Below are 19,248 nucleotides of genomic sequence, written 5' to 3'. Positions count from 1 at the left end.
GATCGGCCAGGTGACATCCGGGACGGCACGGGTAAGCGGGGGGCCGAGCTGGAAAGGGGTCGAGCATGCAGCTGTCCTTCCTGCGCCCGCTCTACGACCGACCCGGGCCGTGGTGCTCGGTGTATCTGGACGCGTCGGCCGACACGCACGACGCCCATCCGGCGCTCGACCTGCGCTGGCGGGCACTGGAGAGCCAACTGACCGAACAGGGCGCCGACGAACCCACGCGCGCCGCGCTGGACCGGGTGATCCGTGGCCACGACCCGATCGCGGGCGACTACGGGCTCGCCGTCTTCGCCACCCGCGGCCAGGTGGTGCTCACCGAGTATCTCTCCGCCCCGCCGATGCGCGATCTCGCCTCGTACGCGCAGCTGCCGCACGTGATGCCGCTGCTCGCCCAGCGCGGCGAGCAGGTGGCGTGGGTGCGGGTGCTGGCCGACCGCACCGGCGCCGACGCGATGGCGGTGAGCGCCGGCGGGGTTCCACGCCGGTCGCACATCGTCGGGCGGGAGGAGTTCCAGCTGCGTCGGGTGCAACCCGGCGGCTGGTCGCAGTCCCGCTACCAACGGGCGGCGATGGAGGCGTGGCACCACAACGCCGGCGACGTGACCGCCGCGACGGTGGAGTTGGCCGAGAAGGTCGGCGCCGACGTGGTGGTGGTGGCTGGCGACGTACGGGCCACCGGAATGATCGCCGCGCAGATGCCGGAACGCTGGCAGGACCTGGTGGTACGTACCGACGCCGGTTCCCGGGCCGGCGGCGCCGACCAGACGCTGCTGGACGACCTGACCGTGCAGACCATCGCCGAGGTGGCCGACCAGCGGATCAACGCCGCCCTGGACAGGTTCGGCATGCAGGAGGACGTCGGCGCGGGCCTGGACGCCGTGGTCGCCGCCCTGCAACGCAACCAGGTCGACACCATGCTGATCGTGGACGACCCGTCCGCCAACGGCGAGCTGTGGATCGGCCCGGAGCCCACCGAGATCGCCGTCGACCCGGGACAGCTCGCCGCGATGTCGATCACCGACCCGCAGCGGGTACGGGCCGACGCGGCCCTGGTGCGGGCGCTGGTCGGCACCAACGCCGAACTGACCGTGCTCGGTGCCGACGAGGCCCCGGAGCTGGTCGACGGCGTCGGCGCGGTGCTGCGGTACGCGGACGCCAGCACCCCCGGGCGCGAAAATGGCTGAGCGCACGGTGGCCGACCTGGTGGTCGACCGGCTGCGGGCCTGGCGGGTGCCGCGGGCGTTCGGCTATCCGGGTGAGGCCATCGCCCCGGTGATCGCCGCACTGGACCGCTCCGGCGGCGACCCCGCCTTCATCCCCGCCCGGCACGAGGAGACCGCCTCCTTCATGGCCACCGGGCACGCCAAGTTCACCGGCGGCATCGGCGTCTGCCTCGCGACCCAGGGGCCGAGCGCGGTGCAGCTGCTCAACGGCCTCTACGACGCCAAGCTGGACAGCAAGCCGGTGGTGGCGATCGTCGGCGAGGACGTCTCCGGCCCGCTCGGCGGCGCCCACGAGGAGATCGGGCTCAGCCGGCTCTTCGGCGACGTGTGCAACCAGTTCGTTCGCTACGCGCGCAGTCCGGGCCAGGTGCCGACTCTGCTCGACCAGGCGTTCCGCACTGCCGCGGCGACCCGCAGCCCGGTCTGCGTGGTGCTGCCCCGGCAGGTGCTGGATTCCGCCGTGCCCGACCTGCAACCGCACGCCGCCGGCGTCTTCACGGCCACGCCCGGCGAGCCGCTGGCCCGGGTGCTGCCGCACGAGGTGGACCTGGCCGCCGCCGCGCAGCTGCTGGGCAGCGGCCAGCGCACCGCGATCCTGGTCGGGCAGGGCGGCCGTGGCGCCGAGGACGAGATCATCGCGCTGGCCGACCGGCTCGGCGCCGGGGTGGCCACCTCGCTGCTCGGCAAGCCGGTGCTCGACGAGCGGCTGCCGTACCACGCCGGTGTGCTCGGTGAGGTGGGCACGCCCGCCGCCGCCGAGTTGATGGGCGGCTGCGACGCGCTGCTGCTGATCGGCACCAACGACCCGTGGACCGACTACTTCCCGATGCCGGGGCAGGTCCGCACGGTGCAGATCGACATCGACGGCCGGCGGATCGGCACGCGCTACCCGGTCGACGTGCCGCTGGTCGGCGACGCCGCCGAGACGGTACGCGCGCTGCTCGACCGGGTGCCGGATCGGCCCAATCCGCAGTGGCGGGCCACCGTGGAGAACTCGGTGGACCGGTGGCGGCGGGAGGCCACCGAGCGGGCCGCCGCGCCGGCCGAGCCGGTGAACCCGCAGTTGGTGCTGCAGGAGCTGTCCGCGCGGCTGCCCCGTACCGGCGCCGTCGCGGTGGACGTCGGGTCGGTCATCTACTGGTACGCCCGCCATCTGGAGCTGCCGCCCGGGGTGAACGCGCAACTCTGCGGCACGCTCGGCTCGATGGGCTGCGCCCTGCCGTACGCGGTCGCCGCCAAGCTCGCCGCGCCGGACCAGCCGGTCGTCGCGCTGATGGGCGACGGCGCGATGCAGCTCAACGGCCTCGCCGAGCTGATCACCGTGTCCCATCACTGGTCCGGGTGGCCCGATCCACGGCTGGTGGTGCTGGTGCTCAACAACCGGGACCACTCCGGCATGGGCGGCGGGCGTCAGCCGGTCAGCGATCCCGCGCGGCGGCGGCCCGACGTGCCGTACGCCGGCTGGGCGCGGCTGCTCGGCCTGCACGGCGTGCGGGTCGACCGGCCCGAGCTGGTCGGCGCGGCCTGGGACGAGGCGTTGGCCGCGGACCGGCCGTGCGTCCTGGAAGCGGTGGTGGACGCGGCGGTGCCGCTGTCGCCGCCGGAGCCGGCCTTCGCCGACCTGCGCGACCTCTTCGCCGACGGCGACGCCGCCCGGCGGGTACGGGAGCAGTCGGACCGTCGGCTGACCCTGGCGGCGGAGGAGATCGCCTAGGACCTCTCGGAACTCGCCCCCGGGCACCCGGCTCCGCTTCGCCTCGCCGGCGTGCGGCGTGCGGCGGGCGGCGGGCGAGGCAAGCACCGCAGCCTTTGCTCCGCTTCAATCCCGGCAACACCCGACGCCCGGTATCTGGACGCCGGGTGTTGCCCTGGGTGAAGCAGAGCAAAGGTGGCGGAGTCCGGATCGGGTGGGCCCGCTGCGGAGTGGTCACCGCCGCGAGCCGGGTCAGATCCGGTCAACTCACCCCGCGAGCGACAGCACGACCGACGGCACGACCGGGCGGAACGGACGGGAAGTCGTCGGAGGCACGGCCGGGCCGAGCCGGGCCGGACGCCACCAACCGCCCGGGACCGGCGAAGCGCCGCCGACCTGCGGATTGGTCCCGCCGGGTGGGGGAGGGCCCGTTTGAACCGCATCGGGACGGGAAGCCGGGCCGCGTGGTGAGCGAACGAGGCAAGGTGGGGCCGGTGCACAAGGTGCACAAGGGGCTCACGGCTGACGGCGCCGGTCTGGCCGGCGACCGGGTCGTGACGGCCGGCAGCACGGCACGGGTTCTGGTCGCCGCCACGGCCCGCGCGCTGCGCGGCACCGACTGCGCCGATCTGGGGCACCCCGGGCCGGTCTCCCGGTTCCCCGGGGCCCCGGAACCGGTCCGCCGGGCGGCGGTCACCCGCGCCGCCGGGCGGGTGGCGCTCACCGTGGGGCAGACCGCCGAGGTCGACGCCGAGCGGGTGGCCCGCTGGTTCGTCGACCAGTACCCGCGCCGCACCTACCCGGGGGCGGTGCTCGGCTCGCCGCACGGCGCCGCGGCGCATCTGGCGGTCGCGCTCGGGGTGCCCTGGCTGCCCGCCGGCTTCGAGATGAGCGTGCACTGGGCCCAGGGCGCGGTGGACCGTCCCGGCGCCGCGCTGGACCACGGGGCCGCGCTCGCCGCCCGGCTGCTCGCCGGGAACGACGATCTGCACGTACGCCAGGTGCACTGCCCGGCGAGCCGCGGCGCGCTGGCCGGGGTCACGGTCGCCCTGGCGGCCCGCTGGCGGACCCTGCCGGCGGTGTACCGGCGGTTCCTGGCCGACCGGCTCGCGCCCGGTGCGCCCGTGCTGCTGCTGCGCGACGCGCGCACCTGGCCGGTGCTCGACTCCGGGCAGGGACACAGCTTCCAGGTCGGTTGCCCGGGCAGCGGACTGGACCCGGTGGACTTCCACCCGGACAGCCACGCGCTGCGCCAGGTGCTCCGCTCCGCCGGCGGCGACGCGTCCTGCTGGGAGCCGCCGCAGGTCTCCTCGCCGTCCGGCTACGCCGAGCACGGCGTGGACTCCGGTTTCGAACTCTCCGCCCGGGACTGGGCGGCCCGAGGCGGGCATCCGCTGCACCGGGTGCTCTTCCCCCGCCCGGAGGCGCTGAGCGCCGCCACGGCCGACCTCTACCGCCGGTGGCTGCGCTCGGCCGGTAAGACCGGCAACCGGCTGGTGGTGGAGTGCGGGCGGCTGCTCGACCCGTGGCAGGTGGTGCGCGCGGGGCTGGTGCCGTACTGGTGCGAGAACGCGACGCGGCGCAGCGTCGAGGGCGTCGAGTGGTGGCTCGCCGGTAGCGAACCGTTCAGCTCGGTGGACGTGCTGCCCGAGCCGCCTGGGGTCCGCTCGCCGGCGCTCGCCGGGCTGCCGCAGTGGCTCGCGGTGGCCGGGTTCGGCCGCCGGCGCCGCGCGCTGGACCGCACGTCGGCGCGGGGCTACCCGGTGACGTCGGTACCCACCCGCCGGGCCACCGAGGTGCTCCGGGCCCAGCCGTACGACCTGCCGACACCGCCGCCGCTGGCCGTCGCCGAGGCGCTCGCCGTGCTCCGCGACAGCGGCACCCACCAGGGGTTGCTTGTCTCTTGAGGTGAGCCCACCGAAACATCCTCGCGAACCCGGGATCCCGTGATTGAGTACCTACGGAGCGGGAACATCGCTGGCTGCGACGGCCTGACAACGCTGCGCAGTGTGGTGTCGTCGCCCGCTGGCATCCCAGTCACGTAACCCATTTCCGGCCCGGTGCGTGGCCCGACCACGCGCACGACCGGTTTCCCAATCCGGGCGGGGGACCTTCCTGAGGGAGGCGCGGATGTTCGGACAGACCACCACAAGCACGCCACCACCCACCGAACGAGGGCTTGAGGATCTGGACGCGGCCGCTCTGGCGTACGCGGCACGGATCGCCGGGCTACCGCCCGAACGGCGGCAGGAGGCCCGGGACGACCTGGTCCGCTTCGCGCTGCCGTTCGCCGGCCGGCTGGCCCGCCGGTACCGGGGGCGGGGGGAACCGCTGGAGGATCTGGAGCAGGTGGCGCGACTGGGGCTGGTCAACGCCGTCGACCGGTACGACCCCGAACGGGGCTCGTTCACCGCGTACGCGGCGATCACCATCGTCGGGGAGATCAAGCGGCACTTCCGGGACCGCACCTGGGGCGTGCACGTGCCCCGCCGGCTGCGGGATCTGATCCTCGAGGTCGGCCAGGCCACCTCGGCGCTGACCAGTGAGCTGTCCCGGGCGCCCACGGTCGCCGAGCTGGCCAAACGGTTGGAGACGCCGGAGGAGGAGATCCTCGCCGCGCTGGAGTCGGCCGCCGGTTACAGCCCGGCCTCGCTCAACGCGCCGGTGGGCGGGGAGAGCTCCGCCGAGTTCGGCGACCTGGTCGGCGAGTCGGACAACGCGCTCGAATCCGTCGACGACCGGGTCACCGTCAGCGGTCTGCTGCACCGGCTGCCGTGGCGGGAGCGGCGGATCCTGGCCATGCGCTTCTACGGCAACCAGACCCAGGCGGAGATCGCCGCCCGGTTCGGCATCTCCCAGATGCACGTCTCGCGGCTGCTCTCCCGCGCGCTGACCTGGCTGCGCCAGGCGATGCTCGCCGACGCCCCACCACCGTGGCAGAACGGCGCCGCCGAGTCCGAGCCCGCGAAGACCCGCATCTCGGTACGGCAGAACGGTGACCGGGTGGTGGTCGAGGTCGGCGGGGAGATCGACCGGGACGGCGCCGACCAGCTACGCCGGGCGATGTTGGAGGCGGTGACCGGCCAGCCGAGTGAGGTGGTGGTTGACCTGGTCGGCGCGGGCGGCTTCGACGCCGGCGGCATCGCCGCGCTGATGGCCGGCCGGGACGCGGCGGCCCGCACCGGTGTGCCGCTGCGGCTGACCCGGGTGCAGCCCGCGGTACGCCGCTCGCTCACCGCCGCCGGCCTCGCGCCGGTCCACGACTGAGCACCGGCACCTGCGCCACCGACCAACGGCGGGCGGTCCAGTCCACGTGTTCAGGCGGCCTGCGCCGCCACCGGCTCGCCCGCCAGGAGCCGAGCGACGGCGGCAGGGCCGGCACGGCCTACGGAAACGGCAGGGCCGGCACCCAGCGGGTGCCGGCCCTGATCGCGTTCCGTGCCGGTGTTCGTCAGCTGTCCGGCCGGTCCTCACGGCTGTGCGGGTGGCGCCACCGCTGCTTCTCCGGCGGCTCGCGCCCCGCGTCGGGTGGGGTCTCCTCCGGGGCGTCGCTCTGGTCGAAGCTGGGCCGGCGGACCTCGGTCGGCTCCGGCACCTCCACCGGCCGGGCACCGGACTGCGGCGCCGGCTGGAACTCGGCGGCCTCGCGCGGGCCGTGCGCCCCCTCGGCGGCGGGTGACTCCGGCACCTGGGTGATGTGCCGCAGTTCCTCGCGGAAATCCTGTGGCGGTTTGGTGGTGCGCTGCGGCAGGTCCCGGCCGAGGTCGGCGACGAGCGGGCCGTACTTGGCGTCGAACGCCGGGCGCTCGGAGCGGATCCGGGGCATCCGGTCGAAGTTGCGCAGCGGCGGCGGGCAGGTCGTCGCCCACTCCAGTGAGTTGCCGAACCCCCACGGGTCGTCCACGGTCACCATCGCGCCGTAGCGCCAGGACTTCCAGGCGTTGTAGATGAAGAACAGGGTGGAGATGCCGAGTACGAACGCGGCGATGGTGGAGATGGTGTTCAACGTGGTGAAGCCGTCGGTCGGCAGGTAGTCGGCGTAGCGCCGGGGCATGCCCTCGTTGCCCAGCCAGTGGTGCACCAGGAAGGTGCCGTGGAAGCCGAGGAACATCGTCCAGAAGTGCACCTTGCCCAGCCGCTCGTCGAGCATCCGCCCGGTCATCTTCGGGAACCAGAAGTAGAAGCCGCCGAAGAGCGCGAACACCACGGTGCCGAACACGACGTAGTGGAAGTGCGCGACGACGAAGTAGGTGTCGTGGGTGTGGAAGTCCGCCGGCGGGCTGGCGAGCAGCACCCCGGTGAGCCCACCGAGCAGGAAGGTCACCAGGAAGCCGATCGCGAACAGCATCGGCGTCTCGAAGGTGAGCTGCCCCTTCCACATCGTGCCGATCCAGTTGAAGAACTTCACCCCGGTGGGCACCGCGATGAGGTAACTCAGGATGCTGAAGAACGGCAGCAGCACCTGACCGGTGGCGAACATGTGGTGCGCCCACACGGTCATCGACAGCACGGTGATCCCGATGGTGGCCAGCACGATCCCGGTGTAGCCGAAGATCGGCTTGCGGGCGAAGACCGGAATGATCTCGGTGATGATGCCGAAGAACGGCAGCGCGATGATGTAGACCTCGGGATGGCCGAAGAACCAGAACAGGTGCTGCCAGATCATCGGCCCGCCGGTAGCCGCGTCAAAGACGTGCGCGTTGAGCAGCCGGTCGGCCGCCAGGGCCAGCAGCGCCGCGGCGAGCAGCGGGAAGACCAGGATCACCAGCACGCTGGTGAAGAGCATGTTCCAGGTGAAGATCGGCATCCGGAACATGGTCATGCCGGGCGCGCGCAGGGTGAGGATCGTGGTGATCAGGTTGACCGCGCCCAGGATGGTGCCGAGGCCGGAGATCACCAGGCCGATCACCCACATGTTGGCGCCGACGCCGGGGGAGTGCTCGACGTCGCTCAGCGGCGCGTACGCGGTCCAGCCGAAGTCCGCCGTGCCCCCGGGCACCGCGAGCCCGCCGATCACCATCAGCCCGCCGAACAGGTAGAGCCAGTAGGCGAGCGCGTTGAGCCGGGGGAAGGAGACGTCCGGTGCGCCGATCTGGATCGGCACGATGAAGTTGCCGAAGCCGAACGCCGCCGGTGTGGCGAAGAGCAGCAGCATCACCGCGCCGTGTGAGGTGAAGAGCTGGTTGTACTGCTCCGAGGAGAGGAACTGCAGCCCCGGGCGGCCCAGCTCGGCGCGCATCAGCATCGCTTCCAGGCCCGCCACCACGAAGAAGCCGAACGAGGTCAGCAGGTAGAGGATGCCGATCTGCTTGTGGTCGGTGGTGGCCAGGAACTTGAGCAGCGAATTGCCCGGGATCGGCGTGCGCAGGGGCCCGGGGAAGCCACCGAATCGGGCCGGCGCCAGGATCGCCGCACCCCGGTCGTGGCCAGGCTCCGTGCTAACCCGCTTGGGCATCGCTGCTCACCCCGTCCTGACGAGAAAAGGACGGGCGTGCCTACCCGACCCGGTCTCCATGTAACCAGGCCGAAGCGGAAAATTCGGTCAGTTCGGTGGTGGTGGTCAATTCGCCGGCAGCATCGCCCAGACCGCCTTGCCGTTTCCGGCCGGGACGCTGCCCCAGCGCTGGGCCAGCTCGCGCACCAGCAGCAGCCCCCGGCCGCCCTCGGCGGTCACCTCCGGGGTGGCCGCCCGGGCCGCCATCTGGCTGCCGTCCACCACCGCCAGGTGCAGGTACGGGCGGCGCAGGGTCAGCGTGACCTCCATCGGGGTGCCGGCGTGCCGGACCACGTTGCCGACCAGCTCGCTGAGCACCACCGACGCGGGGCCGAGCGCCTCGGGCAGGTTCCACCGGGTACAGGCGTCGCCGACCAGCTCCCGGGCCCGCCGGCACGCCTCGGCGACCGGCTCCAGCCGGGCGCGCAGCCGTGGTGCGGCGGCCTCCCCGGCTTCCCGCGTCGCCTCCGCGCAGTCCCGTCGTACCGGCAGCACCCGGCACGCCGTGGTCTCGGCCAGCCAGCGGGCGGCGTCCGGTGGCGGGGCGCAGAGCACCACCGGCACGGCCGGCCACTCCTCGGCCCGACGGGCCGTGGCGGCGAAGACCGAGAGCGCCAGCTGGTCGCGGACGGTGACCCCGCCCAGGTCGACCACGAGCGCGTCGGGCTGCGCGGCCAGACAGTCGTCGAGCGTCCTGTGCACCGATCGCATCGTGCCCAGGTCCAGCGTGCCCGCGAGGTGGACGACGGTGACCGGGGATCCGTCGTGTACCTCGCAGCTGATCCGGCTCGCCATCAGGGGCGCCTCTCGCGTCTCGTCGGTGGGACTCACGAACTACCCCCGACGCCGGTCGGTCAAACGGCGGCGGCCCAGCGTGGGAGGCACCTCACCCACCCCGCCGCACCCGGCTGGTCAGCAGCCCCAGGGTGATCATGCCGAGCCCGAGGCCCAGGTGCAGCCAGTTGTCGGCGTCGTTGAGGGGCAGGAAGTTCGCCCCGCTGCCGCGGTCGACGACCAGCCCGTAGAGCCAGAGCACCAGGTAGATCGCGCCGCCGCCGACCAGGTACGTCCGGGCGTTGGTGACGGTCCGGGCCATCGCCAGGCCGACCACCCCGAAGAGCAGGTGGACAAGATTGTGCAGCACCGAGACCTGGAACGCGCCGAACAGCATGGCGCCGGAGTGATGGCCGGCGAACCGCAGGTCGCCGTAGCCGCTGGTCACCCCCGGCAGGAAGCCGAGCAGGCCGATCAGCAGGAAGAGCACGGCCACCGCGCCGGCGGCGCGGCGGACCGGCGCCTTGCCGTCGGCCGGGTTCGCCCGGGCGCGGGAGTGTGCCATCGGTCCGGCCACCACCGTCTCCTCCCGCCACGGGCCCGCTCGGTCCGCCGCGGGCCGCTCGGTGGTGCGCGGCTACCCGTCATCGGCTCGGGCAAACCGGGCGGCGGGCCGGCCCCGGCGCGAGCCGGCCCGCCGGCGGATCAGGCGACCTGCAGGCGTCCGGTGGCGGCCAACTGCCGTACCCGCTCGTAGAGCGCGACGTAGCGCTCGGCCATCACCGCCGGGGTGAACCGTTCGGCAGCCTCCCGGCGGCACTCGTCCGCATCGAGCAGACCCGCCGCCAGCACCAGGTCGCCCAACTCCTCCTCGTCGGTGGTGAGCAGGCCGGTGCGGCCGTGCTCGATCAACTCGGGCAGGCAGCCCCGGGCGGTCGCCACCACCGGGGTGCCCAGGGCCAACGACTCGACCACGGCGGTGCCGCCGGGCTCCTCCCAGCGCAGCGGGAACAGCGACGCGCGGGCTCCGGCGAGCAGGTCGTCCCGCTCCTGCCCGGCGACGGTGCCCACCCAACGGACCAGGTCCCCGTCCACGTACGGCGCCACCTCGTCGTAGAAGAAGCGCACGTCCGGGTTCTGCCGCGCCTCGTCACCGGCGGCGGCGAGGTCCTCCGGGCGGTGGTAGGGGCCGACCGGGCCGGCCAGCACCAGAGGGAAGCCCACCTGCCGCGCCAACCGCGCGCCGAGGTCCTGCCCCTTGCCGGGATTGATCCGGCCCAGCACCAGCAGGTAGTCGCCCTTCTCCGCACGGGGGCGCCGGTCGGCGTCGACGGCGAGCGGAGTGGAGAGGTGCACGTGACCGACCGAGTGGTCGCGCAGCGCCTGTGGCGCGCGGGCCAACTGGGAGGCCGAGACGCCGTTGACCCGGACCCGGTCGCCGCCGTCGAGATTGCCGTACAGCGCGGGGTGCTTGGCGAGGTCCCAGTGCAGGGTGTGCAGCACCGGCAGGGCGTCCGGGCCCATCGCGGCGAGGGTGGCCAGGCCGACCGCCTCGACGTGGTCGTGCACGAGGTCGATGTCGTCGCGGGTCTGCAGTTGCCGGACCACCCCGCCCAGGTGCGCCTGGGAGATGCCGCAGACCTGGTTGTAGGGACGTTGCAGTGCGGCGAACTGGCCGTCGGGGAAGACCGTCACCAGCTCGTCGGCCGGCAGCGTGCTGCTGCCCACCGAGGCGAGCACCACCCGGACGCCGAGGCGGCGCAGCTCCGGCACCAGCGTCGCGATCACGTTCTCGATGCCGCCGTAGCCGGGCGGCGGCACGGAGAGCCACGGGCCGGCGTTCATCAGGACGGTGAGGCTCATCGGCTCAGGCCCCTCATCCCGGCGGCCTCGCCGGCCAGTGGTGGGAGCAGCCGGCCGCTCACGCCGCGGCCATCCGCCGGCGCGGCACCTGGTGCCGCAGCTCCGCCAGGGGCGGGCGCTCCTCGATGGACACGTCGCTCACCACGATCTCCCGCTCCAGGTTGGGCAGGGCCTCGGAACCGCCGCGGCGGAACTGGGTCAGCAACGAGGTCGGGACGGTGCCGGGGGCCGCCCACCCGCGCCGCTGCAACCGCGACCAGGCGGTGAGCATGATCTGCGCGGACATCCGGCCGAGCGCCGCGGTGTCCTGGTGGCGGTGCTTGCGCTCGCCGAGGTCCACCTGGGCCAGCGCGTCGAGCCCCACCAGCTCCAGCAGGTCGATGAGCATCGCCGTCTCCACCCCGTACCCGGAGACGAAGGGCACCCGGGCCAGCACCTCCCGGCGGCCGGCGTACTCGCCGGCGAGGGGCTGGACGAAGCCGGCCAGCTCCGGCCAGAACAGGTTGAGCAGCGGACGAGCCATCAGCTCGGTGACCCGGCCCCCGCCGTCCTGCTCCACGCCGGCCGTGCCGACCAGCGGTCGGTGATAGAAGCCCTTGACGAAGTCGACTGACGGGTCGGTCAGCAGCGGGCCGAGCAGCCCGGTCACGAAGTGCGGACGGAACTCGCGCAGGTCGGCGTCGACGAAGGCCACCACGTCGCCCTCGGCGGCGGCCAGCCCGGCCCAGAGCGCGTCGCCCTTGCCGGTCAGCCGCGGCAGCCCGCGGGTCATCGCGTCCTGGCTGACCACCTCGGCTCCGGCGGCCCGGGCCACCCGTGCGGTCCGGTCGGTGGACCGCGAGTCCACCACAATCAGCTCATCGACCAGCGCGACCCGATCCATCAGGTGCTCGCGGATCGTCGACACGATCGCGCCGACCGTCGCCTCCTCGTTACGCGCCGGAAGCACCACGCTGACCCGGCTCTCGCCCTTGGCCCGGACCAGCCGCCGGGGCGTCCAATCCGCGGCGGAGGTCGTCCGATATGTCGCCCACGCCTCCACCACTGGTGAGACGGTCGATTCTGTATCCCGCACGGGCACACCCCCAGATCGTGGCGGAAAACGCGAACTCGGATTTCCCACTGCCGACCTCGCGCTAACCGGATCATGCCTAACAGCTGGATCACGACGGTCCCACCACCGCGTTCCCGGCCCGTGAACGTTTGGTTGCGCCGCTGTGGGGGGAGTGCTTGCGTCGAAACGTGAAACCGGGGGCGGAGAGGGCTGGTCGGATGCGCAAGTGCCGAGTGGGACTGGTAGGGGCCGGCGGGGTGGCGCAACGCCACGCCCGCGTGCTGGCGGGCTTCGACGACACCGAACTGGTCGGGGTGACCGACGTCCGGCCCGAGGCGGCCGCCGCGCTGGCCGCCGCACACGACACCCGGACGTTCAACGACGCCGACGAGCTGCTCACGGCCGGGCCGGACGCCGTCTACGTCTGCGTGCCGCCGTTCGCGCACGGCCCGGTGGAGGAGACGGTCGTCGCCGCAGGCGTGCCGATGTTCGTGGAGAAGCCGGTCGCGGTCGACCTGGTCACCGCCGAGCGGGTCGCCGACCTGGTCGCCCGCCGGGGGCTGCTCACCGCGGTCGGCCACCATTGGCGGTACCTGCCGGTGGTGGAACAGGCCCGCGAGCTACTGGCCGGCCGTCCGATCCGGATGGTCAGCGGCGCCTGGCTGGACAAGGTGCCGCCGGTCGACTGGTGGTCGCGGCGGGAGCGCTCCGGCGGCCCGGTGGTGGAGCAGGCCGCCCACGTGCTGGACCTGATCCGGGTGCTGGCGGGCGAGGCGACCGAGGTGACCGCGTACGGCGACGGCGCCCCGCCCCCGGTCGACGGGGCCGACATCGACTCGGTCACCGCCGCCACCGTGCGCTTCGCCGGCGGCGCGGTCGGCACGCTGAGCGCGGCCTGCGTACTCGGCTGGAAGCACCGGGCCGGGCTGGAGATCCTGGCCGACGGGCTGGCTCTCACCCTGACCGAGGATGGCCTGCTGGTCCGCGACGCCGAGGGGGAGCGCCGGATTCCGGCCGACCCGGAGGCGGCCCGGGTGGCGGTGGACCGGGCCTTCGTCGACGCGGTACGCGGCGTCGGCGACGACATCCGGGTGCCGTACGCCGAGGCGCTGGCCACCCACCGGTTCGCCCTCGCGGTGGCCGACTCGGCCCGCACCGGCCGGACCGTACGGCTCGGCGCACCGCGCGAGGCGGCGGTCGACGTCACCGGGGTGACCGTCGATGCGTGACCGGGTGGTGGTGGTCGACGGGCCGGGCCGGGTGGCGCTGGTCGAGCAGGACGCCGCACCGGTGCGCCCGGGCACCTTCCGGGTGCAGACGCTGTTCAGCGGGGTCTCCGCCGGTACCGAGCTGAGCTATGTCAAGGGCACCAACCCCTACCTCAACGTCACCTGGGACGCCGACCTCGGCCTGTTCCGGCCCGGCGCGGCGAGTACCCCCTACCCGGTGACCCGGCTCGGCTACATGCAGGTGGGGCGGGTGGTGGAGAGCGCCACCCCCGCGGTCGCGGAAGGCACCGTGGGCGCGATGACCTACGGCCACCGCACCGGCTGGGTGGCCGACCCGGTCGCCGAGCGGTTCGTCCCGCTCCCGGACGACCTGGACCCGCTGCTCGGGGTCTACGTCGCGCACATGGGGCCGATCTGCGCCAACGGGCTGCTGCACGCCGCCGCCGACCTGCACGGCACCGACGTCCGATCCCTCGGCGACGGGGTGCGCGGGCGCCGGGTCGCGGTGGTCGGCAGCGGGGTGGTGGCGCTGCTCACCGCGCTCTTCGCCCGGCGCCACGGCGCGGCCTCGGTGGTGGTGCTCGACCCCACCCCGCAGCGCCGCCAGGTCGCCGAGGCGCTCGGCCTGGAGACCCTCGACCCGGACGCGGACGACCCGGCGGTGGTGCTCAAGACCCGGTGGGCGCACCTGGCCGGCGACCGGGGCGCGGACGTGGTGTTCCAGTGCCGCGGGCAGGCCTGGGCGTTGGGGCTGGCGCTGCGGCTGCTCCGGCCGCAGGGCACGGTGATCGACCTCGCCTTCTACCAGGCGGGCGCCGACGAGGTCCGGTTCGGTGAGGAGTTCCATCACAACGGGCTCTCGCTGCGTTGCGCCCAGATCGGCCGGGTGCCGCGTGGGCTCGCTCCCATCTGGGACCGCGAGCGGCTCTCGGCCGAGACGATCGACCTGCTGCGGACGTACGGGGATGTGATCCGCAAGCACCTGGTCTCGGCGGTGGTGCCCTTCGCGGAGGCGCCGGCCCTGCTCACCGATCTCGCCGAGCGGCGCCGGCAGGAACTGCAGGTCGTCCTGACCGCCTGAGCAGCCGATCATGGCCGCCGACCCGCCCGGGCCGACATGCCGCCCGGGCGGGACGCGGAACGCGGCGAAGTTCGCGTACCGTTGCCGCTCATGGGTGTGTCGCAACGGATGAAGAGCAGGTTCCGGCGGTTCCTCCAGCGCCCGGGGACGACGGTGGACCTCGCCCCACTGGAGAAGCTGCTGCCGGCGATCGAGGCACGCGAGGACGAGCTCGCCGCGCTCGACGACGTCGAGCTCACCGAGGCCGCGGGCAAGGCCGAAGGCTACGAGGAGATCTGCGCCCTCGGCCGGGAGGCTGCCCGGCGCGGGCTCGACCAGCGGCCGTACGACGTGCAGCTGCTCGGCGCGATGGCGCTGCTCTCCGGCAAGGTCGCCGAGATGGCCACCGGTGAGGGCAAGACGCTCACCGCCGCCGTCGCCGCCTACGGGCACGTCCGGTTGGGCAACGGTCCGGTGCACGTGCTCACCGTCAACGACTACCTGGCCCGCCGCGACGCCCAGTGGATGGAGCCGGTCTACACCCTGCTCGGCCTCAGCGTCGGCTGGGTCAACGAGGCGTCCACCCCGCAGGAGCGGCGCGACGCCTACGCCTGTGACGTCACCTACGTCTCGGTCAGCGAGGCCGGCTTCGACTTCCTCCGGGACCAGCTGGTCACCGAGATCGAGGACCGGGTGCAGCCGCCGCTGCGCACGGCGATCGTCGACGAGGCCGACTCGATCCTGATCGACGAGGCCCGGGTGCCGATGGTGCTGGCCGGGGCGGTGCCCGGCGAGCAGGACCCGGTGCACGCCGCTGCCGCCCAGGTGCGCGGGCTGCGCCGGGGCAAGCACTACACGGTGGCCGAGGACGGCCGCAGCGTGGCCTTCACCTCGGCCGGCCTGGCCGCCGTCGAGGCCAAGCTCGGCATCGACCTCTACGACGAGGAGCACGTCGAGCAGCTCTCCGCGATCAACGTGGCACTGCACGCGCACGCCCTGCTGCACCGTGACGTGGACTACATCGTCCGGGACGGCTCGGTCGAGTTGATCGACGAGATGCGCGGCCGGGTGGCCCAGCGCCGCCGCTGGCCCGACGGGCTCCAGGCCGCGGTCGAGGCCAAGGAGGGCCTGGACGCCACCGCCGAGGGCGAGGTGCTGGGCACCGTCGCCGTGCAGGCGTACATCGGGCTCTACCCCAAGCTCTGCGGGATGACCGCGACCGCGGTGCTCGTCGGCGACCAGCTGCGCGAGTTCTTCGGCCTCGAGGTGGCGGTGATCCCGCCGAACACCCCGTGCGTCCGCGAGGACGAGCCGGACCGGATCTACGCCACCCGGGCGGAGAAGGAGGAGGCGCTGATCGACGAGATCAAGCGCTGCCACTCCGCCGGGCGGCCGGTGCTGGTCGGCACCCTGGACGTCAAGGAGTCCGAGGGGCTGGCCGCCGGTCTGCACGCGGCCGGCGTGCCGTGCGCGGTGCTCAACGCCAAGAACGACGACGAGGAAGCCGCGATCATCGCCGAGGCCGGCGCGTACGGCGCGGTGACCGTCTCCACCCAGATGGCCGGCCGGGGCGTCGACATCCGGCTCGGCGGCAGCGACCAGGCCGACCGGGACCGGGTGGCCGAGCTGGGCGGGCTTTACGTGATCGGCAGCGGCCGGCACGACAGCCGTCGGGTCGACGACCAGCTGCGCGGCCGGGCCGGCCGGCAGGGCGACCCGGGTGGCTCGGTCTTCTTCGTCAGCCTGGAGGACGACCTGGTCGTCCGGCACGCCTCGGACGCGGTGCCGCCCTCGCCGCGGATGAACGCCGACGGCCTGGTCACCGACGAGCAGGTCGACTACGCCGTGGAGCACGCCCAGCGGGTCGCCGAGGGCGTCAACCACGAGATCCACCGCAACACCTGGCGCTACAGCGTGGTGATCGAGCAGCAGCGCAAGGCGCTCGCCGAGCGGCGGGAGCGGCTGCTCACCACCGACGTGGCCGCGCTGATGCTGCTCGACAAGGAGCCGGAGAAGGCCGGCGAGATGGACGAGGATCTGCTCGCCCGGGTCGCCCGCTCGATCGCGCTGTTCCACCTCGACCGGCTCTGGGCCGCGCACCTGGCCGAGCTGTCCGAGGTACGGGAGGGCGTGCACCTGCGCGCGCTGGGCCGGCTGGACCCGTTGGACGAGTTCCACCGGGCCGCGGTGCCGGCCTTCAACGAGCTGGTCCCGGAGATCGAGGCGCGGACCATCGCGACCTTCAACGAGACCGAATTCGACGAGGACTGGGAGCCGGACGAGGCGAAGCTGGTACGGCCGACCGCGACGTGGACCTACCTGGTGCACGACAACCCGTTCGGCTCCGAGCTCGACCGGCTGATCGCCTCGGTCGGGCGACGGCTCACCGGCGCCTCCCGCTGACGCGTACGGGCGCCCTTCCGGATCGCTCCACCCGGAAGGGCCCCCGTTTGCGCCCGTTTCGACCCATGTTCCCTGGGGTAGTAGGGCGGGTCCGAAGACTCGGGAGAGAGCAGACGATGACACAGGTGATGGCATCGGTGGGGCGTGCGGTGGCACGCGTGGGGGCCGGGACCGTGCGCCGGTGAACCTGGACACGCAACAGCCGACGGCGCCGACCGTCGGTGTGCTGGAGACCGCCGCGCTGCTGCGGGAGCTGACCGCCGGTCTGATCGCCGTGACCGATTTCGATGAGGCGTTGACCGCGCTGGTCCGGATCAGCCGGGACGCGGTGGCGGGGGTCAGCTGGTGCGGTTTCACCGTCCTGCGGGCCGGTCAGCCGGCCGGCGGGGCGGCCTCCGACGACCGGCTGGCCGGCCTGGACGACCCGCGGCACGGCCCCGACTCGCCGGCGATGGACGCCATCCGCCGCCGCGAGATGGTGCTGTCGGAGAACCTCGGCCGGGAACGGCGCTGGCCGGACTGGACCTCCCGCGCGACCGACCTCGGGGTGCACGGGGTGATCTCCGCCCCGCTCGACGTCGACGACCACGTGATCGGGGCGATCAACCTGTACGCGGGCGCCGCCGACGTGCTCACCACCCAGCACCAGCTCACCGCGATGCTCCTCGCCGAGCACGCGGGCCTGCTGCTCGCCGCCGTGCGGGGCCGCGCCCGCCAGTTGGAGGTGGCCGGCGAGTGGGACGCCGCGCTGCTGCACGACGGGGTGGTCGGGCAGGCCGTCGGGGTGATCATGACGCAGCGCGGCTGTCCCGCCGAGGAGGCGCTGGACGTGCTGCGCAGCGCCGCGTCGTCGCTCGACATCCCGCTGCGCGAGGTGGCCCAGCGGCTGGTCCGGACGGTCTCCCGCGCCCGCGAGAGCTGACCCGGTCCGGCCGGTTCCGCCTCGCGTGTCGTTTCGTCCCGGGTGCGCCCGGGTAGCACTCTGGGCTCAGGCGCTGAGCTGACCAGGGGAGGGAACGATGCAGAGCCGGCTGCGGGTCCAGGGGCACCCGATCCAACCGATGCTGGTGACGTTCCCGTACGGGCTCTTCGTCAGCGCGGTCGTCTTCGATCTCACCGACGTCCTGGGCGGGCCCGCGTTCCTGGGCGAGGTCGGCTACTGGACGGCGGTGGCGGCCCTGGTAGCGGCGGGACTCACCGCGATGGCCGGGATGATCGACCTGTGGGACGTGCCCGGCGACCGGACCCGGCGCACCGCGATCGCCTTCAACCTGGTGAACCTGGCGATGGCCGGGCTGTTCCTTCTCGCCTGCCTGATCCGCGCCGACGCACCGCAGCGCGGCGCGTCGATCGTCCTGCTCCTCACCGAACTGGTCGCCCTGGCCGTCGGCGGGGTGGGCGTACGGCTCGGCGCGCGGCTGATGCGCCGGTTCGACAAGGGCCGCAGCGAGGCGACCACCTTCGACGCCCTGGGCGGCGTCACCGCCTCGACGGCGGAGATCGTTCCGCCCCGCCCCTGACCGCAGCCGGCGACCGGCCGTTCGGGGGCGAGGATCGACACCGGATCCGCGATATGGCGGCCTCCCCGCGCCGGGGACACCGCCATGTCGCCGACCTGGAGTTGATCGAGTTCCGGTCGGGCAATTTCGTTTGCCGGCGGGGGAAGTCGGCCGGCAGGCTCACCCGGGTGCACACCGATCCGGACTTCGAGAAGCTGATCGCCGAAGGGGCCGCGGCCCCGGTCGAGGGCTGGGCCTTCGACTGGCTCGCCGGCCGGGCCACCGAGGAGCGCCCCACCTGGGGATACGCCCGGATGGTCGCGGCCCGGATGGCGGACGCCGAGGCGGCCCTGGACGTGGACACCGGAGGCGGCGAGGTGCTCGCCGAGGTGCCCCGGGCGCCGCGACTGCTGGTGGCCACCGAGGGCTGGCCGCCGAACGTGCTGGTCGCCCGGCAGACGCTGCGTCCGCTCGGCGCGACCGTGGTCGCGGTCGCCCCGGACGCCGAGCTGCCCTTCCGGGACGCGTCCTTCGACCTGGTGGTCAGCCGTCACCCGGTGCGGACCGACTGGCCGCAGACCGCACGGGTGCTCCGGCCCGGCGGCACGTTCCTCTCCCAGCAGATCGGGGCGGGCACCGTACGGGAGCTGAGCGAGGCCATCCTCGGCCCGCTGCCCCCGCCCACCTCGCGGCACACCGCGCAGGCGGTGGCCGCCGCCCGGGCCGCCGGGCTGAGCGTCGTCGACGTGCGGGAGGCGACGCTGCGCACCGTCTTTCACGACGTCGCCGCGGTGGTGTGGTTCCTGCGCAAGGTGATCTGGACGGTTCCCGGCTTCACCGTCGATCGGTACCGTCCCCAGTTGCTCGCCCTGCACCGGCGGATCCGGTCCGAGGGTCCCTTCGTCGCCCACGCCCGCCGCTTCCTGATCGAAGCCCGCCGTCCCTGACCG

The 19,248-nt window shown here is 73.6% G+C and carries 15 protein-coding genes; 10 read left to right on the top strand and 5 right to left on the bottom strand.

The genetic code is table 11. The annotated features are described in order from the left end of the window. The first annotated feature begins 65 nt into the window (after nucleotides 1-65). From ACIBBA_RS13615 to ACIBBA_RS13600, 4 genes are all read left to right on the top strand, one after another. The gene (locus tag ACIBBA_RS13615) at nucleotides 66-1,190 is read left to right on the top strand and encodes a Vms1/Ankzf1 family peptidyl-tRNA hydrolase (protein ID WP_396696943.1); all 1,125 of its coding nucleotides are present in this window, start codon (nucleotides 66-68) and stop codon (nucleotides 1,188-1,190) included. Beyond that, nucleotides 1,183-2,943 (top strand): thiamine pyrophosphate-binding protein, encoded by a 1,761-nt coding sequence (locus ACIBBA_RS13610; RefSeq protein ID WP_396696941.1) that lies wholly within the window; start codon nucleotides 1,183-1,185, stop codon nucleotides 2,941-2,943. Before ACIBBA_RS13615 ends, ACIBBA_RS13610 begins: the two co-directional genes overlap by 8 nt. A gap of 482 nt (nucleotides 2,944-3,425) precedes the next feature. Continuing rightward, complete coding sequence (locus ACIBBA_RS13605; protein WP_396697054.1) at nucleotides 3,426-4,829, top strand: hypothetical protein; 1,404 nt, start codon at nucleotides 3,426-3,428, stop codon at nucleotides 4,827-4,829. Between the two features lie 223 nt (nucleotides 4,830-5,052). Next, the gene (locus ACIBBA_RS13600; RefSeq protein WP_396696939.1) at nucleotides 5,053-6,189 is read left to right on the top strand and encodes a SigB/SigF/SigG family RNA polymerase sigma factor; all 1,137 of its coding nucleotides are present in this window, start codon (nucleotides 5,053-5,055) and stop codon (nucleotides 6,187-6,189) included. Between the two features lie 184 nt (nucleotides 6,190-6,373). Here the strand turns inward: ACIBBA_RS13600 and ctaD are convergent, their stop codons facing one another. The 5 genes from ctaD to ACIBBA_RS13575 form a co-directional block, all read right to left on the bottom strand. Next, nucleotides 6,374-8,377, bottom strand: a complete 2,004-nt coding sequence (ctaD, locus tag ACIBBA_RS13595) for a cytochrome c oxidase subunit I (protein ID WP_396696937.1) — start codon at nucleotides 8,375-8,377, stop codon at nucleotides 6,374-6,376. Between the two features lie 105 nt (nucleotides 8,378-8,482). After that, entirely contained in the window at nucleotides 8,483-9,211 is a 729-nt protein-coding gene (locus ACIBBA_RS13590) for an STAS domain-containing protein (RefSeq protein WP_396696935.1), read from the bottom strand. A gap of 91 nt (nucleotides 9,212-9,302) precedes the next feature. Then, nucleotides 9,303-9,755: a DUF4383 domain-containing protein gene (locus ACIBBA_RS13585; protein WP_396697052.1), complete on the bottom strand. Its 453-nt coding sequence runs from the start codon at nucleotides 9,753-9,755 to the stop codon at nucleotides 9,303-9,305. A gap of 140 nt (nucleotides 9,756-9,895) precedes the next feature. Beyond that, entirely contained in the window at nucleotides 9,896-11,053 is a 1,158-nt protein-coding gene (locus tag ACIBBA_RS13580; protein WP_396696933.1) for a glycosyltransferase, read from the bottom strand. Nucleotides 11,054-11,111: 58 nt separating this feature from the next. Further along, on the bottom strand, nucleotides 11,112-12,095 hold the full coding sequence (locus tag ACIBBA_RS13575) for a glucosyl-3-phosphoglycerate synthase (protein WP_396697050.1): 984 nt from the start codon (nucleotides 12,093-12,095) through the stop codon (nucleotides 11,112-11,114). Nucleotides 12,096-12,325: 230 nt separating this feature from the next. On the opposite strand from ACIBBA_RS13575, the gene ACIBBA_RS13570 reads away from it, so the two are divergent. From ACIBBA_RS13570 to ACIBBA_RS13545, 6 genes are all read left to right on the top strand, one after another. Next, nucleotides 12,326-13,336, top strand: coding sequence for a Gfo/Idh/MocA family protein (locus ACIBBA_RS13570; RefSeq protein WP_396696931.1), 1,011 nt, complete (start codon nucleotides 12,326-12,328; stop codon nucleotides 13,334-13,336). Continuing rightward, nucleotides 13,329-14,417, top strand: a complete 1,089-nt coding sequence (locus ACIBBA_RS13565; RefSeq protein ID WP_396696929.1) for a zinc-binding alcohol dehydrogenase — start codon at nucleotides 13,329-13,331, stop codon at nucleotides 14,415-14,417. The genes ACIBBA_RS13570 and ACIBBA_RS13565 overlap by 8 nt, the downstream gene beginning before the upstream one ends. A 90-nt stretch (nucleotides 14,418-14,507) precedes the next feature. Further along, complete coding sequence (gene secA2, locus ACIBBA_RS13560; protein WP_396696927.1) at nucleotides 14,508-16,799, top strand: accessory Sec system translocase SecA2; 2,292 nt, start codon at nucleotides 14,508-14,510, stop codon at nucleotides 16,797-16,799. 181 nt (nucleotides 16,800-16,980) lie between these two features. Next, nucleotides 16,981-17,721: a GAF and ANTAR domain-containing protein gene (locus ACIBBA_RS13555; RefSeq protein WP_396696926.1), complete on the top strand. Its 741-nt coding sequence runs from the start codon at nucleotides 16,981-16,983 to the stop codon at nucleotides 17,719-17,721. 97 nt (nucleotides 17,722-17,818) lie between these two features. Next, nucleotides 17,819-18,319: a DUF2231 domain-containing protein gene (locus tag ACIBBA_RS13550; RefSeq protein WP_396696925.1), complete on the top strand. Its 501-nt coding sequence runs from the start codon at nucleotides 17,819-17,821 to the stop codon at nucleotides 18,317-18,319. A 167-nt stretch (nucleotides 18,320-18,486) separates the two neighbouring features. Continuing rightward, nucleotides 18,487-19,245 (top strand): class I SAM-dependent methyltransferase, encoded by a 759-nt coding sequence (locus tag ACIBBA_RS13545; RefSeq protein ID WP_396696924.1) that lies wholly within the window; start codon nucleotides 18,487-18,489, stop codon nucleotides 19,243-19,245. The last annotated feature ends 3 nt before the right edge of the window (nucleotides 19,246-19,248 follow it).

It is taken from the genome of Micromonospora sp. NPDC051006 (assembly GCF_044456245.1).
Taxonomy (GTDB): Bacteria; Actinomycetota; Actinomycetes; order Mycobacteriales; family Micromonosporaceae; genus Micromonospora.
Note: the sequence above shows the minus strand (reverse complement) of the source record. Positions and strands in the feature narration are given on the sequence as shown.